Genomic DNA, 14,946 nt, shown 5'->3' with positions numbered 1-14,946 from the left:
TTCAATTCCCGTTCTGAATCGGATGAAGCGGGTTATCGTTCGGGATATCGCCCGCCGGCATCTGCAGCGTCGGAGGCGCCGCCGCTGGCGCGGCCGGTGCAGCCGGCGCGGCAGCCTGCACGGCCGGCGACGCCACCGGCGTCACGGTCGTACCCGGGGCCGGCGCGACTTCGTTGCCCGCCGGCCCGGCCGCCTGCGCCGCGCCATCCGCGGGTGCCGCGCCCGCCGCGGGCGCGGGCAGCGCGGGCTGCGGTCTCGCGAAACGCCCGCCGTACGGTTCGGGCGGCGGCGTCGTGCGAGGCGCGGCAGGCATCTGCCCGAACGCGCCGCTCTCCGGCGACGGCTGCGCCCGGATCGCCGCCGCCTCCAGCGGCGACGGCGCCCTGCCGCCCGTGGTGCCGCCGCCCACGCTGCCGGGCATCGGCTTCGTCGCGGGCGTCGCGGCCGTGGCCGCGGCATCTTCCGCGTTCAGCGCCACCGGATCGAGCCGCAACTGGTCGGCATGCACGTTGACGTCGGTGCCCGACCACACTTCCTGCGTGTCCGCGTCCGCCGCGACCTGCGGCCGGACGATGTGCGGCGTGATCTGCAGCACGATCTCGGTCTTCTTGTGATCGCCCTCATGATCCGAGAACAGGCGGCCGAGCAACGGCATCTGCCCGAGCCCCGGCACCTTGTTCGCGTTGCGGCGGTCCTCGTCCGAGATCAGCCCGCCCATGATCTGGGTTTCGCCGTCCCGCAGGCGCAGGCTCGTCGACGCGCTGCGCGTGCCGATCTGGTACGCGAGCGAGTTCAGCCCTTGCGAATTGCTGCTCTGGATCGTATTGGTGATGTTGCTGACCTCGAGATTCAGCTTGATGCCGACGTCGCCGTCGCGATAGACCTGCGGCTCCACCTCGAGCTTGATGCCGACATCGAGGTACTGGATCATCTGCGTGAACGACGGACCGCTCGTGCTCGGCGTGCTCGAGCTCGAGATCACCGGCACCTTGTCGCCGATCATGATGCGCGCCTTCTCCTTGTTGCGCGTGCGGATGCGCGGGCTCGCGAGCAGGTTCGCATCGGTGTCCGTGAGCTTGAAGTCCGCGGTGGCGGACAGGCCGCTGACATTCAGCGCATTGACCGGCAGATGATGCAGCGCGCCCCAGGTGCTCGCCGTGCTCGGCGTCGATACCGTGAACGAGTTGGGCCAGTTGATGCCGAGCTGCGACATCCGCTCGTGCGACACCTCCAGCACCTCGACCTCGAGCATCACCTCCGGCTCCGGCAGGTCCTGGGCCGCGATCATCTCGTCGGCGACCTTGATCATGTCCGGCGTGCCGCGGATCGTCACGGTGTTCGCGTGCTCGTCGATCACGGCCTCCTTCACCTTCAACAGGCTCTTGAGCAGCGACTGGACCTGCTTCGCGTCGACGTTCGACAGCTGGAACGTGCGCACCTTGAGCTCCTGGTACTCGAGCTCCTTCGCGGGCGTCGCCGGGTAGATGAACAGCGTGTTGGCGTTCATCTGCTTCTTGTCGAGCTGGTTCTGCAACAGGATCATGTCGACCGTGTCCTGCAGCGACGCGTTCTGCACGAAGATCGTCGTCTTCAGGTCGGCGCGCACGTCGCGGTCGAAGATGACGTTCAGCCCCGACGTCCGCGACAACGCCTCGAACACCATCCGCACGTTCGCGTCGCGGAACTGCAGCGACACCGGCGTGCGCATGATCGACGAAGCGGCGAGCTTGTCGTCCCGTTCCGAGTGCTGCTGCCGGCGCTTGTCGTCGAGCTCCGATTGCATCCGCTCGGCCATCGCATTGCTCGGGTCCTCGACCAGCACGCGATGCACGCGTTCGGCCGCCTGCGCGTACGAGCCGCGCTTCATCATGCGGTCCGCTTCCTGCAGGATCGCCAGATGCTTGCGGTCCTGCTCGATCATCGTGCCGATCCTGCGGGCGCGCTCGCTCGACGGATCGAGCTGGGTCGCCATGTAGTCGGACCGGGCCGCATCGTCGAACTGGTTCTGCTTGCGGAACTGGTCGGCGTTATCGAGCAACTGGTTGACTTCGGCGTCGCGCGCGTGCAACGCGTCGATCCTCACCTGCGCGTTGGTCGGATCGTCCTGGACGTTCGGCACATGCGCGCAGCCGCCGCACGCGAGCAGCGCCACGGCGATCGCCAGCGCGCGTTTCGTCGCGATCCGGCTCGCCGGCGCGTGCCGGAAATCGAACGGCGTGAAGGGCGAAAGGCATGTCGATGGGCCGCTGTCCCCAGCGCGGCGCGCACCCCGTGTGCATGAGGTTTTCATCTACTTTTCCCTTGGAATGGCCACCACCTGCACCTGGTTCAGCGGCAGATAGGTCAGCACCACGTTCGACTCCGAAACCGACTCGACGCGATACTGGCCATCGATCACGTCACCTGGCGAAACGATCAGCAACTGATCACCGTTGCTGAGAAACACATGCGGCTTCGCCGCCTTGGCGTCCTGCTCGCCGACATAGGTGAACGGGACCGGCGGCGCCGACGGTGGCGCCGGGCGCGTGTCGGGCAGCGTCGGCACGACGACGGGCGCCGGCGGCAGCCATGACGACGCGGTGAACGGGTCGTGCGCCGCTTCGATGGACACCGGCGCGCGCAACGCGGCGAGCTTCTCCTGCGGCGTCGCCGCTGCCGCGCCGGCCGACGCAGGTCGTGGCGCGGACACGGACACGGACGCGGGCACCGCGGCGTGCGCGGCGGTCCGCGCCAACGGCGTATGCTCGCCGTCGCGATGCAGGCCGCCGAATGCCGGGACCGCTGCCGGCTGCTGCATCGCCGCGACCAGCACGCGATACCCGGCGCTGGCAACGAGGACACAGCACAGCGCCAGCGCGATGCGCCGGTGCGACGCGGGCTTCATGACGGCGGAAATCATGGCTGGGCGCTCCGGTAGATGAGCTCGAAGCGCACGCGCGCATCGAGGATGTTGCTGCCCACCGCGGGGCGCTCGACGTGGATTTCCTGCAGCGCCGCGTTCGGCACGTGATTGAGCACCGACGCGAGAAATTGCCGGATCGCACCGTACTGGTCCTTGACCGGCAGCAGCACCTGATAGCGCGCGAAGTGCGCGCCCGACTCGGTCGTCACCTGATACTCGGCCGAACCGAGCGTCAGATGGCTGTCGCGCGCCTGTGCGAAGATCGACGCGATGTCGTCCGCGCTTTGCGAGAACCGCGGGAACAGCTCGGGCAACGTGTCGAGCGCTACCGCGTCCGCCTGCGCGCCGCGCGCCGCGACCGGACGATGGCCGCGCGTCGCCCGCACGACCCCGGCCGGCGCCTGCATCGCGCGCGTATCGGCTTCCAGGCTGGCGATTGCCGCGACCGCGATGGCCGCCGCGCCGATCAGCAGCAGGCCGACGAGTCCCGGCAGACCGAAGGCGCGCCGCAACTCGAAACGCAGCGTGGCCAGGCGGTCCGTCAACCGATCGGTTTTCATGACGTCCTCCAGACGGCCGTGATCTGGAAACGCACCGGCTTGCCCGGAACGTTGTCCTCGACGAGATGACCGTTGAGCACCGCTTCGCGCAGCACGACGCTCGTCTGCAGATACTTCAGGTACGCGATCATCGCGTCCGGATTCTTCGCTTCGGCAGTGATGCGGATCTGGCCTTGCGCCGGGTTCTGGTCGATGCCGATCAACGCGACGTCATGGTCGGGATAGTCCTCGACGAGCGCGAACAGCGTCTGCCACGGCACGGTCAGTTCGCGCAGCACCGCCTGGCTCTGCTTTTCCGCGAGCTTCGCGGCCGCCGTCGGCGGCGGCTTCACGACGTGCCGCTGCGCGAGCGTCCGATGCTCGGCGGCCTCCGCGTTCGCCCGCGCGCGGTCGTTCTCCGCATAGGTATGCCACAGCCATGCGCCGCACGCGGCGCACAGCAGCACGGCGACGCCCAGCAGGATCACCCCGCTCGTCCCGGTGCGGGCACCGCGCCGGCAAAAGTCGATATCGAGCATCGGCATCATGGCGCGTACTCCATCAGCCGGCTCGCGGACGAGCCGGCGAGCGCCGGCCCTGGCAGCCGTACCGCGGCCGCGAATCGCGCATCGAACGGCGCGAAGTCCATGTCGATCCCGGTCAGATAGACCGGGCAGTCCTCGCACTTCAGGCCGGTCCGCGTTGCCGAACGTTCGAACAACTGCTCCGCGAGTTCGGCCAGCCGCGACGCGTCGCCGGACTCGCCGGGAAAGAGGCGCTGCGCATCGTAGGCGGCCCAGCCGCCTCGCTCGATCATGATCGCCTGCATCAACGCATCGGCGACGACAATCAGCAGCCCATCGGCGCCGGCTTTCACCGCGATGCGATTCAGCGTCTCCGGCAGACCCGATCTCAGGCTGCGGATGCGGACCCGGGCGGATGTCCCCGCGTCATGGATGCCGTCGTGCAGCGTGCGCGACAGCGCGCCGGCGAAAAGCGCGCGGCCGCCCTGCTGCACGCAGAAGCGCACGACCAGCGATGCACCGTCGATCCCGTATGTGTCGGAGAAATGGGCGAGCACGATTTCTTCAAGTTCGCGCATGCGCAACGCGCGGAAGTCGCCGCGCAATATCGCGTGGTGGCACCAGAAATCGTCGAGCACGACGTGCGCGCCGCGCGCCTGCCCCTGCGTGGTGGCGGCATCGGCCGCGCCGCCGGGTGTCGTGCCGGTCGCGGCCAGCGCGGCGCGCAGCGCGTCGAGCACGCCCGTCTCGCTGCCGAACTGCGCGTCGGGAATCGCGACGCTGACCGGATCGGCGGCGAACGCGCGCTTGCGCAGTCGCCACAGTGCGGGCGAACGGACGCCGACGACGATCTCGCGCGTCCCGACGCCGATCGCAAGCGGGTTATTCAACCATCGTGACACGATTGATCTCCTCGAGCGTCGTTTCGCCGCGCCGCACCAGTTCGATTGCCGCCGATCGCAACGTCGTCATCCCGTGGCGCAGCGCCGCCGCCTTGATGTGCCCGAGCGGCGCGCGCTCCGACAGCAGTTGCCTCAGCTCGTCGTTCATGCGCAGCGCCTCCGCGATCGCGCGCCGGCCGCGATAGCCGCTGCCGCGGCACATCGCGCACCCCGTGCCGCGACGAAACAGGTAGCTGCCGGCCGAATCCGGGTCGATGCCCGAGCGGGCGAGCGCATCCGCGTCCACCGCGTCCTCGGCCAGGCAATCCGGGCAGCACTGGCGCAGCAGCCGCTGCGCGATCACGCCGTTGAGCGCGGAGACGAAGCTGTACGGATCGACCTCCATGTTCGTGAAGCGGCCGATCACGTCGAACACGTTGTTCGCGTGCACGGTCGTGAACACCTGGTGGCCGGTCAGCGCGGCCTGCACGGCGATCTGCGCGGTTTCCGGATCGCGGATCTCGCCGACCATGATCTTGTCCGGGTCGTGCCGCAGGATCGACCGCAGCCCGCGCGCGAAGGTCAGGCCCTTCGCCTCGTTGACCGGAATCTGCAGGATTTCGCCGAGCTGGTATTCGACCGGATCCTCGATCGTCACGATCTTCTCGAGACCGTTGTTGATCTCGGTGAGGATCGCGTAAAGCGTCGTGGTCTTGCCGCTGCCGGTCGGCCCCGTGACGAGCAGCATCCCGTACGGCATCGACGCAACCGAGCGCATGAAGCGCGTATCGCCCGGCTGGAAGCCCAATGCCTCGAGCGTCAGGCCGCCCGCGGCCTGGGACAGCTGGTAGCGGTCGAGTATCCGCAACACCGCGTCCTCGCCGAACTGGTTCGGCATGATCGACACGCGGAAATCGATCTCGCGCCCGGCGTACATCGCCTTGAAGCGCCCATCCTGCGGAACGCGGCGCTCCGCGATATCGAGCTCGGAGATCACCTTCACGCGGGACAGGACCTGGTCGGCGACATCCCGGCCCTCGACGCGGCCCACCACGGTGAGCACGCCGTCGACACGGCACTTGATCATCAGGCCGTTCGCGCGGCATTCCAGGTGGATGTCGCTCGCGAGCATCTTGAGCGCGTCGTAGATCGTCGAATTGAGCAGGCGCACCACCGGACTGTCGTCGCTGCTGATGCCCTGCAGCGTCAGCGCGAGCGACGCCGGATCGGGCGCGTTCTGGATCGGATCGTCGAACGCGAGCGAGTCCATCGCGCGAATATCCTTCTCGCGCACGGTCAGATACGCGTTGAGATCCCCGGCGCTCGCAAGCGCCCAGCCGTACGGCACCGCCGGTCGCGCACGCATTCGGTGTTCGACCCAGCCGCGCGTGCGTGCATCGAGCGGATCGGCGATCGCGAACAACCGCGCGTCGCCGCCGTCGGGATCGCGGAAGCACACGCACAGGCGCGCCGTCGCATCGACGAACGGCACCGTGTCGAAATCCGGCTCGAGGCGGCCCAGCTCGCGCATCCCGATCGGCTTCATCCGGAATTGCGCGGCGAGCTGCGCGCGCATCTCGTCCGCGCCGAGCGCCGTCTGCACCATCAGCACTTCGAGTGCACGAATGCCGGAGCCGTGCTGTTTGCCGAGCGCGCGCAGGGCGTCGCGCAACGCGGGGCCCGCGTCGGGGAAGTCTTCCGGTGGGGGGGTGACGGTATCCACGCGTGTCTCCAGGGCAGCCTACTGAATGCTCGACGCGATCTCGAAGATCGGCAGGTACATCAGCACAACGATGCCGCCGATCACCACGCCGATCACGATCATCATCGCGGGCTCGATCAGTCGCGAGATCAGATCGATCGTGCGCGACACCTGTGCTTCCTGGAACGCGGCGATCCGGTCGAGCACGGGCCCGAGGCCGCCGGTTTTTTCGGCGACCGTCAGCAGGCGGTAGCCGATCGCGTTCGCGAGGCCGGCCTGCTGGAACGCATCGGAGATCCTCGCGCCATTGCGGACCTGCTGCAGCGCGCCCGCGAGCGCGGCCTGGTCCGCGCGGCCTACCAGGCCGCGCGCCAGATCGAATGCGCGAACGGCGGGAATGCCGCCGTCGACCAGCATCGCCGTCGTGCGATAGAACTGGGACTGGCGAAACACGCGGAAATGCTGCCCGATGCCGGGCAGCGCCAGCAGGCGATCGGCGATCCAGATCCTCAGCGCCGGCCGGCGCAGCGCAACGCCGGTTGCCACGGCCAGCACCGCAAACGCGGCCGCCAGCCCGGCGCCGTGCGCGTGCACCATGCCGCCCCACGCCATCAGCAGCCGCGACATCAGCGGCAGTTCGCGGCCGCTGTGTTCGAGGAGCGACGCGAACCGCGGCACCACGAAACCGAGCAGAAACAGCACGACGGCCGCGCCGACGAACAACAGCACCGTCGGATAGATCGCCGCCGACACCACACGCGCGCGCAACTCGTGGAGCGTCGCGCTATTGCGCGAGTAACGGGTCAGGCTGTCGGCGAGGCCGCCGGTCTGCTCGCTCGCCTTCACGCACGCGATCAGCACCGGCGGGAAGATCGGGCTCGCGTGCTCGAGCGCCGCCGACAGCGACTGCCCCTCCTCCAGTTGCCGCAGCAGGTCGCGATACACCTGCGCGGACGCTTCGCGCCGCACGTTGCCGCCGAGCGTGCGCAATGCGTCGACCACGCCGACGCCCGCGTCGAGCAGCGCCGCGAGCTCGCGCGCGAACATCGCGACGTCGAACCGCGCGCCCGGCATTCCGAACCGGCGCGCGCCGCGCCGCTGCCGCCGCGCGTCGGTGCTCACCGACACGACCCGCAGGCCGCGCGAGCGCGCGAGCGCCGCCGCGGTCGCCGGCGAGTCGCTGTCGAGGCGAAGCGTCTGGACCGAGCCATTCGTATCGAAGACACGCAGCACGAACTTCACGTCGACTCTCCTTGCTGACTGCTCACGACAGGCACGGCCGCCGGGCCGCGCCGCCCTACCACGACGAGATCGTCACGTTCTCGCCGGTGCCGCCGCCGCGCCCATCCTTGCCGAGCGAATACAGGTCGTAGTCGCCGTGCTCGCCGGGCGAGCGATACTGGTACGGACGGTCCCACGGATCCACCGGAACAGCCTTCTGCAGATACGGGCCGCTCCACCGCGGCGCGCTCTGCGGCTTGTTGACGAGCGCATCCAGCCCTTCCTCGGTCGTCGGATAGAAACCGACGTCGAGCCGGTACTGATCGAGGGCCTGGCCGAGCGACACGATCTGCGCGCGGGCGATCTTCACGTTCGACTTGCCGACCTGTTCGAAATACCGTGGCGCGACGAGTCCCGCCAGCAACCCGATGATGACCATCACGACGAGCAGCTCGAGCAGCGTGAAGCCGCGGTTCGCACGGATGCGGCGAGCGAGCCCGCCGCCCTGCCGCTGCAGCCCCGGCATGCCGGGCCGGATCGAGGACAATTCGTCGCGCACGGCTTTCTCCCTGTATCGCCTGCCGCTTCAGCAACGCTGAAGCCGTTGATTGCATTCTTGTTCAGGGCGATACGCGTCAGAAGTAGGGAGGGCCGTCCATCGACATGGGTAGATCCCCCCCAGTTGCGCCATGGCGCGATGGAGGGTTTTCACACACGGTCGTCGTCGGTCAGCGCGAGCACGCCGATGTCGATCGCGAAGTGCACGAGGCCGGTCAGGTTCACGATGCCGAGCTTGCGCATCAGGTTCGCACGATGCTTTTCCACCGTTTTCGGGCTGAGCTGCAGGCACTCGCCGACCTGCCGGCTCGTGTGCCCCTCGACGACGAGACGCAGCACCGTGCGCTCGCGGGTCGTCAGCGCATTCCACAGGCGCGCCTTGTGAGCGCTCGCCTCGCGCAGCCCCTGCAGGCCGGCGCGGGCCCGATACGCGTCCAGGCTGATCACGCACTTGCCCTGCATCACGAAGCGCATCTCGCGGACCAGGTCGGCGAACGACGAATCCTTGACGACGTAGCCGTCCGCACCGGACGCGAACGCCTCCCTGACGTTGTCTTCGCTGCGATGGACGGAGAGGACGATGATCCGCGTACGCGGCGCATCGCGCTTGATCGCGGCAATTGCTTCGAAGCCGCTGCCGCCCGGCATCGACAGATCCATCAGGATCAGGTCGGGCAGCGTCTGCGCGGCGAGACGGCAGGCCTCGAACCCGCCGCTCGCCTCGCCGACAATGCAGTAGTCGTCCAGCTCGGACACCATGTGGCTGAGACCGAGCCGCAGCAGATGCTGATCCTCGACGATCAGCACGCGATGCTTCTTTTCCAATTTCGACGCTCCCTGACGGACGCGTTGCACCTAGTGCAGCGTTCGGCGCTAATCGGCACTTATGTGCTGCGCCTTCGCGCCCGTGGCTGCGTGGCAAATCCTCGCGATGTCACTGGGCATTGCTGCGGTTCGCGCCTTGCCACGAGCACGAATCCGCTGGCACATAAGCACTGCTTAGCACCGGACACTACGCTAGTTGGAAGCGACGACGTCGCGATAGGCCGCGAGCAGTTCGGTCGGCGTCGCGAAGCCGTCGATGCGCAGCCACGGCTGGCCGGGTGCGGCCCGCATGAACGTCACCGGCGTGTGAGCCATCTTGTCGCCGCGAAAGACGTTGAACGCGCGCTGCGCCGCGATGCTCGCCTCGACCGTGCCCGTGTAGTGCTGCCATTCGGGCCCGGCTTCGAAGTGCGCGGCATAGGCCTTGAGCCGCTCCGGCGTGTCCTGCTCCGGATCGATCGAGATCGACACGATGTGCACCTTGTCGCGGTCGGAGCCCAGCTCGCCCTGCAGCCGCTCGAGCGTCTGGCTGATCATCGGGCAGATGGTCGTGCAGGTGGTGTAGATGAACGTCAGGATCACCGGCCTGCCGTCGTCCACTTCCTTGACCAGCGATACGGTCTTGCCGTCGTCGCGCACGAGGTCGACCGACGGCAGCGTGTATTGGGCCGTCGTGTGCATCGTGCCCGGCATCACGACGTGATGCATGTGCATGCCGGCTGCTTCGGGTGCGGTCCCGGCGGTGGCTGGCGCCGCGTTTTCCGTGGCGGGTCCGGCGGCGTCCCCGGTGCTGCTTTCCGCGGTTTTTCCGGGCGTGCTTTCGGTTGTGCTTTCATCAGCTTGCTTGACCGCGCTCCCGGCGGCGCCCTGCGCGTCGTGCTCCATGACGTGCCCGACGGCGTCCGGCATCGCGTGGTCGTCGGGGCTCGCGGCAGTGTCCGGCATCGTGTTCTCGCCGGCACTCGCGGCGGCACCCGGCATTGCGTGGTCGTCAGCGTTCGCGGCAGCATCCGGCATCGTCGGCATCGCATTTTCATCGACACTCGCGGCGGAATGCTCGCCAACGTGCTCGCTGACGTTCTCGCCCACGCCCTCGGCGACGCTATCGACGGGCGCGCACCACGCGGCGGTCGCGGCGATCGTGACACCCGCCACCACGAATGCCCCCATCGTCGATCTGGCAATCCGTTTCATACCGACCTCCCCTGACGATAAACAAGACAATGGCCGTTTCCGTGCCTCGTCAGCGCAGTGTCTTGAATTCGGTCCCGAGCGTCATGGGATGACGCCCCCCAAAGGCCGGTAGGGTATGTCCGCTTGCTGGATTACCCGCTGGCGGGTGCCGGGATGTCCCCATGCTCCACCCCCGCATTCCCCTTGTTGCGGCGTGCGTCGGTCGCGTCCTAGAATGGACGCAATCTTACGATTTCCTGAAAACTGCGCATCGGGAGCTCCCATGATTGAACGCCAGCCCGCCAGGCCACAAATCAGGCTGCTCGATCTGATCGATGCGATGCGCAAGCTTCGCGGTGCGGTGCGCGCGGGCGATCGCGGCGACGGTATCGTCACCGATGCACGCGGCGCCGCCCTTGCCATTCTCACGGCCGACGGCACCTTCGTCTCGGCGAATCGCAGCGCCACGGCGCTGTTCGGCTATTCGAGCGCCGAGCTCGTCGGCAAGCATCTGTCCGACATGGCGCTCGACGATGCCCACGCCGAATTGGCAGACGAATTGTCCAGAGGCGCCGCCCTTCCCTGTCATTCGTTCACCACGATGCTCAGCGGTCGAACCGGCCATCCCGCGCAGTTCATGGTGCACCAGCAAGCGCTTCCCGCCACGACAACCAGCGAGCGCCTGTTGCTGACGCTGTTCGAGGAACCGCCGGCCCTCGAGCCCGAGCCGCGCGATGCAGCCGCGGAGCACTACGCGGGCGCGCCTGCCCGCCACGCCTATCTGCTGATGGGCCAGCAGAAGGAGCGCTACCGGCTTGCCGCGGAATTGCACGATGGGCTCGGTCAGGCGTTGACGCTCATCAAGCTGATGAATGAAGACGCGCTGATGCGCATTCGTCGCGGCGAAATCGACGAGGCGGCGAATCTGCTCGATTCGACGGTGCTCCGGATCCGCGAAACGATCGGCGAAGTACGGCAGATATGCGGTGAATTGCGGCCGCCGATGCTCGACAAGCTCGGCCTGTCGGCAGCCCTCGCTTCGCTGTGCCGGCGCATCGAGCGTGACGTGAACACGCTGACGGTCGAGTTCAATTGCGATGTCGACGACGACGACATACCCGACCATCTGAAGGCGGACATGTTCAGGGTCGCGCAGGAGGCGCTCAACAACATCGTCAAGCATGCGGAGGCCACCAAGATTTCACTCGGCTTGCGCCACGACGCCGACGGCCTGCTGCTGACGATTCGCGACAACGGCATCGGCTACGAGCATCGCACGCTGACGACGGAAGACGCGCACACGGACGGGCTCGGCCTGATCGGCATGCAGCACCGCGTCGAGTCGCACGGCGGCACGTTCTCGATCCAGTCGTCGGCCGCCACGGGCACGCTCATCTCGGCAAGCTGGGCCTGCTGACGTGCGCGATCGCAGTCGGTCAAGCAGTCAACCCCGCCGTCAATCGCGCGGTTAATCCCGCGGTCAATCCTTCATGCCGCCGAGCGGATAATCGTCCAGTCTCGCATGCGCGCCGGCGTCTTCCGGGGCCCCGACGTCGTCGATCGATTGAGTCGGCACGTCGTCCGCATCCGGCTCCGCGCACTTCGCCGCGAGCGAGGTCAACAAGCCCATGCTCATCGCGACCAGCACCAGTTCCGTCACGTTCGCGAGATGGAGCTTGTGCATCATGCTCGCCCGATACTTCTCGATCGTCTTCGGGCTCAGATTCAGGTATTGGCCGACCTGTCGGTTGGTGCGCCCTTCGGCAATCAGCTTCAGCACACTACGCTCGCGCGCGGTGAGGATGTCCCAGGCCTTTCGCGGCGCAGGCATTTCGCGGCCGGTCACAAACGAGTCGACCATGTAGCCGTACACGTCCGCGCTCAGATGCTTCTTCCCCTGCCTGACCATGCGCATCGCGAGGAGCAATTCGTCGAACGAAACGTCCTTGAGCACGTAACCGTCGACCCCCGCCCGCAGCGCCTCCCGCACGTACTCCTCGCTCTGGTGAACCGTGAGCGCGATGATCCGGACCGTCGGCGTGCGCCGCTTGATCGTTGCGCTCGCATCGATGCCGTTCATCCCGCGCATCGACAGATCCATCAGGATCAGATCGGGAGCCAGCGCCAATGCCTGATGACACGCCTCCTTGCCGTCCCGTGCCTCGCCGACGACGTCATAGTCGCCTTGCGCGCACAGCATCGACCGCAGGCCATTTCTCAGCAGGTCATGGTCCTCTGCAATTACAACGCGACATTTGGTATTCACGACGATCCCCCGTTCCTCCATTCCTGCGCGGCGTGTCGCACCGACACATCCTGCGCAGTTCCGGAAACGCTCGCTGCGTGGTTTCCCCTGCCCGAATTGATGATTGAATTTCGTGACAACCAACAGCCATGCGTGTCGCTACAGCAAGGATCGCGCCATCGCGCCACCAGCCTGCGGCGGCGGCGATCCGGATTCCGCCTGTCCGCGGCGCATCCTCGCCGCCCTCCGGAAATGTTTCAGAACTGTATCGATTTCATGTTTTTCAGCGCGTCAGTGTGAATACCGATGGCGGGAATGTCACTCGCGTTTCAACATGAATGAAAACATTCCCGCCGCGACTACGCCAAATCGAGAAAAAACCAACGGCACGTAGTAAGGATTGTTAATCTTCTCCGGTTACCGCCCGTTACCCGCCGTTACGGGAGTAACAACTTTGCACCGTTTTTTGCGGCCGCCGTTTTGGCCGCCGTTTTGGCCTCGAAGTGTAGGGAGGTGCCCCATTGCCGGTCCGATTTCCCGTCGCCGACAATCCAGGTGCAGGAGACCTGGAAGATGCACCGCCGACCTTTATCCGGATTGGGAATCGTGATCGCTGCCGCATGCGTGGCACTCGGCTCGGCGTGGTCGTGCGCCGCGAACGCGCAGATATTCGGCACGGTGACCAGCAATGGGGCGATCATCCTCACCAACGAACTCGGCACGGCCGGCCTGAAGGTGATCGTCGCGAGCAACGCGCCCGCCCCACCCGACATGAAGCACGCCGCATCGAAGCTGGCCGGCGGCGCGCTGCCCTCGTTCGCCGACGTGATCGAGGAAGCGAGCCGCGCGTTTCGCGTACCACCCGAACTGTTGCGCGCGGTGATCGACGTCGAATCGGGATACAACCCGAAGGCGGTCTCGGACAAGGGCGCGCAAGGGCTCATGCAGTTGATGCCCGACACCGCGCGGCGTTTTTCGAGCGGAGACATGTTCAATCCGCGCGACAACGTGCTGGCCGGCGCGCGCTATCTGCGCTTTCTGCTCGACATGTTCAAGGACAACGTCGAACTCACGCTGGCCGCCTACAATGCCGGAGAAAATGCCGTGATTCGCGCCGGCTATCGCATTCCGTCCTCGCCGCAAACGCGCGTGTATGTCCCGCGCGTGCTCGCGCGCTACAAGCGGCTCCTCGATTCGAGTTGATGTGTCCGGCTGATGTTTCCGGCAATCCGCGCCGCGGCGCCGCAGTCCGTGCGCACAGACGAACGCGTTGCCGGATATCGCGCTGCCGCGATGCCCGGCAACATGTGCCGACCCACTCCGGCCGGCCGACGGTTCAGGGAAACGCGGGAACGGTCGGATCTTCGCCTTCGAGATGCGCGTCCGCGTGGTGAAGCGTGATCAGGTGCTCGATCTCGTGGACCCGGTCCTTCGGAACGTCGACGATCAACAGCAGCTCGCCGCGCTCGATGCCTTCCTCGAAACGCCTCAGGCGTGTACTCGGCACGTTGACGCCGATCATCGACGCCGCCCAGGCACCGAAGCCGGCGCCGGACAACGTGATCGTCACGAACGCGCCACCGGCGATCGGCAAGCCCGCGGGCGGGAACACCAGCGCGATCAGCCCCAGCAGCACCCCGGTCGCGCAACCGACCATCGTGCCGCGTGCAAGCGACGGCAGCAAGTCGCTGCGCTGCGTCAGCGTGGCCTCCTGCAAACCATCGCGCACGACGCCGTGATTCGCGATGAAATGAATATGCCGCCACTCGATACGCAGCAACAGCAACTCGTCGACGATCGACAGCGCGCTTTGCGGCGTCGGCAACAGAAAATAAATGCGTCTCATGGTGACTCCCCCCATCTCAAGTCAGGCATGCATTGGCCCCGCTGATGACATTCTTGTTCGGCGCGCACCCCGCTTGAAGTGGGAATACCCACCGAAATACATGGGTAGAAAGCGGTAGGACATCATGCGTGCGCATCAAAGTTTCCCGTAGCTGTGCAGCCCGGACAGGAACATGTTGACGCCGAGGAACGCGAACGTCGTCACGAGCAGGCCGGTCAGTGCCCACCACGCGGCAACCGCGCCGCGCAGGCCCTTCATCAGCCGCATGTGCAGCCACGCCGCGTAGTTCAGCCACACGATCAGCGCCCAGGTTTCCTTCGGGTCCCAGCTCCAGTAACCGCCCCATGCCTCGGCCGCCCACAGCGCGCCGAGAATCGTCGCGATCGTGAAGAACGCGAAACCGACCGCGATCGACTTGTACATCACGTCGTCGAGCACCTCGAGGGTCGGCAGGCGATCGGCGAGCATGCCGCGCTCCTTCATCAGGTACGCGACCGACACCATCGCGGACAGCGCGAAGCTGCCGTAGC

14 protein-coding genes and 1 pseudogene are annotated in these 14,946 nt (G+C 66.8%); 2 read left to right on the top strand and 13 right to left on the bottom strand.

Going from position 1 to position 14,946, the window contains the following annotated elements; translation table 11 throughout:
• Position 1 precedes the first annotated feature (1 nt).
• From VL15_RS34545 to VL15_RS43390, 10 genes and pseudogenes are all read right to left on the bottom strand, one after another.
• On the bottom strand, positions 2-2,290 hold the full coding sequence (locus VL15_RS34545) for a secretin N-terminal domain-containing protein (protein WP_048251284.1): 2,289 nt from the start codon (positions 2,288-2,290) through the stop codon (positions 2-4).
• Positions 2,291-2,899 (bottom strand): hypothetical protein, encoded by a 609-nt coding sequence (locus VL15_RS34540; RefSeq protein WP_048251283.1) that lies wholly within the window; start codon positions 2,897-2,899, stop codon positions 2,291-2,293. It lies immediately after the preceding gene.
• On the bottom strand, positions 2,896-3,462 hold the full coding sequence (locus VL15_RS34535; RefSeq protein ID WP_048251282.1) for a hypothetical protein: 567 nt from the start codon (positions 3,460-3,462) through the stop codon (positions 2,896-2,898). Before VL15_RS34535 ends, VL15_RS34540 begins: the two co-directional genes overlap by 4 nt.
• The gene (locus tag VL15_RS34530) at positions 3,459-3,989 is read right to left on the bottom strand and encodes a hypothetical protein (RefSeq protein ID WP_048251281.1); all 531 of its coding nucleotides are present in this window, start codon (positions 3,987-3,989) and stop codon (positions 3,459-3,461) included. Before VL15_RS34530 ends, VL15_RS34535 begins: the two co-directional genes overlap by 4 nt.
• Positions 3,986-4,867 carry a hypothetical protein gene (locus VL15_RS34525; protein WP_048251325.1) on the bottom strand — a complete coding sequence of 294 codons (882 nt, stop codon included), beginning with the start codon at positions 4,865-4,867 and terminating at the stop codon, positions 3,986-3,988. Before VL15_RS34525 ends, VL15_RS34530 begins: the two co-directional genes overlap by 4 nt.
• Positions 4,848-6,569 carry a GspE/PulE family protein gene (locus tag VL15_RS34520; RefSeq protein WP_048251280.1) on the bottom strand — a complete coding sequence of 574 codons (1,722 nt, stop codon included), beginning with the start codon at positions 6,567-6,569 and terminating at the stop codon, positions 4,848-4,850. The genes VL15_RS34525 and VL15_RS34520 overlap by 20 nt, the downstream gene beginning before the upstream one ends.
• An 18-nt stretch (positions 6,570-6,587) precedes the next feature.
• Complete coding sequence (locus VL15_RS34515; protein WP_048251279.1) at positions 6,588-7,790, bottom strand: type II secretion system F family protein; 1,203 nt, start codon at positions 7,788-7,790, stop codon at positions 6,588-6,590.
• A gap of 55 nt (positions 7,791-7,845) precedes the next feature.
• Complete coding sequence (gspG, locus tag VL15_RS34510) at positions 7,846-8,295, bottom strand: type II secretion system major pseudopilin GspG (protein WP_048251278.1); 450 nt, start codon at positions 8,293-8,295, stop codon at positions 7,846-7,848.
• 182 nt (positions 8,296-8,477) lie between these two features.
• Positions 8,478-9,152, bottom strand: a complete 675-nt coding sequence (locus VL15_RS34505) for a response regulator (RefSeq protein ID WP_048251277.1) — start codon at positions 9,150-9,152, stop codon at positions 8,478-8,480.
• A 192-nt stretch (positions 9,153-9,344) separates the two neighbouring features.
• Positions 9,345-9,908, bottom strand: a pseudogene (locus tag VL15_RS43390) (SCO family protein); the annotation flags it as partial.
• 700 nt (positions 9,909-10,608) lie between these two features.
• Here VL15_RS43390 and VL15_RS34495 point away from each other — a divergent pair.
• Complete coding sequence (locus tag VL15_RS34495; protein WP_048251275.1) at positions 10,609-11,742, top strand: histidine kinase; 1,134 nt, start codon at positions 10,609-10,611, stop codon at positions 11,740-11,742.
• 63 nt (positions 11,743-11,805) lie between these two features.
• Here VL15_RS34495 and VL15_RS34490 read toward each other — a convergent pair whose 3' ends face one another.
• On the bottom strand, positions 11,806-12,591 hold the full coding sequence (locus VL15_RS34490; RefSeq protein ID WP_048251324.1) for a response regulator: 786 nt from the start codon (positions 12,589-12,591) through the stop codon (positions 11,806-11,808).
• A gap of 552 nt (positions 12,592-13,143) precedes the next feature.
• Between VL15_RS34490 and VL15_RS34485 the strand changes: the two genes are divergently transcribed.
• Positions 13,144-13,773: a lytic transglycosylase domain-containing protein gene (locus VL15_RS34485; protein ID WP_048251274.1), complete on the top strand. Its 630-nt coding sequence runs from the start codon at positions 13,144-13,146 to the stop codon at positions 13,771-13,773.
• 133 nt (positions 13,774-13,906) lie between these two features.
• On the opposite strand, the gene VL15_RS34480 is transcribed toward VL15_RS34485, so the two are convergent.
• A complete protein-coding gene (locus tag VL15_RS34480) occupies positions 13,907-14,416 on the bottom strand; it encodes a hypothetical protein (RefSeq protein ID WP_048251273.1) in 510 nt (169 codons plus the stop codon).
• 135 nt (positions 14,417-14,551) lie between these two features.
• Positions 14,552-14,946: cytochrome c biogenesis protein CcsA (gene ccsA / locus VL15_RS34475; protein WP_048251272.1), on the bottom strand; the 395-nt coding region annotated here is incomplete at its 5' end.

Origin of the sequence: Burkholderia cepacia (assembly GCF_001039005.1) — a bacterium.
Lineage (GTDB): Bacteria > Pseudomonadota > Gammaproteobacteria > Burkholderiales > Burkholderiaceae > Burkholderia > Burkholderia theae.
This window is presented reverse-complemented; position numbering and strand designations above follow the sequence as displayed.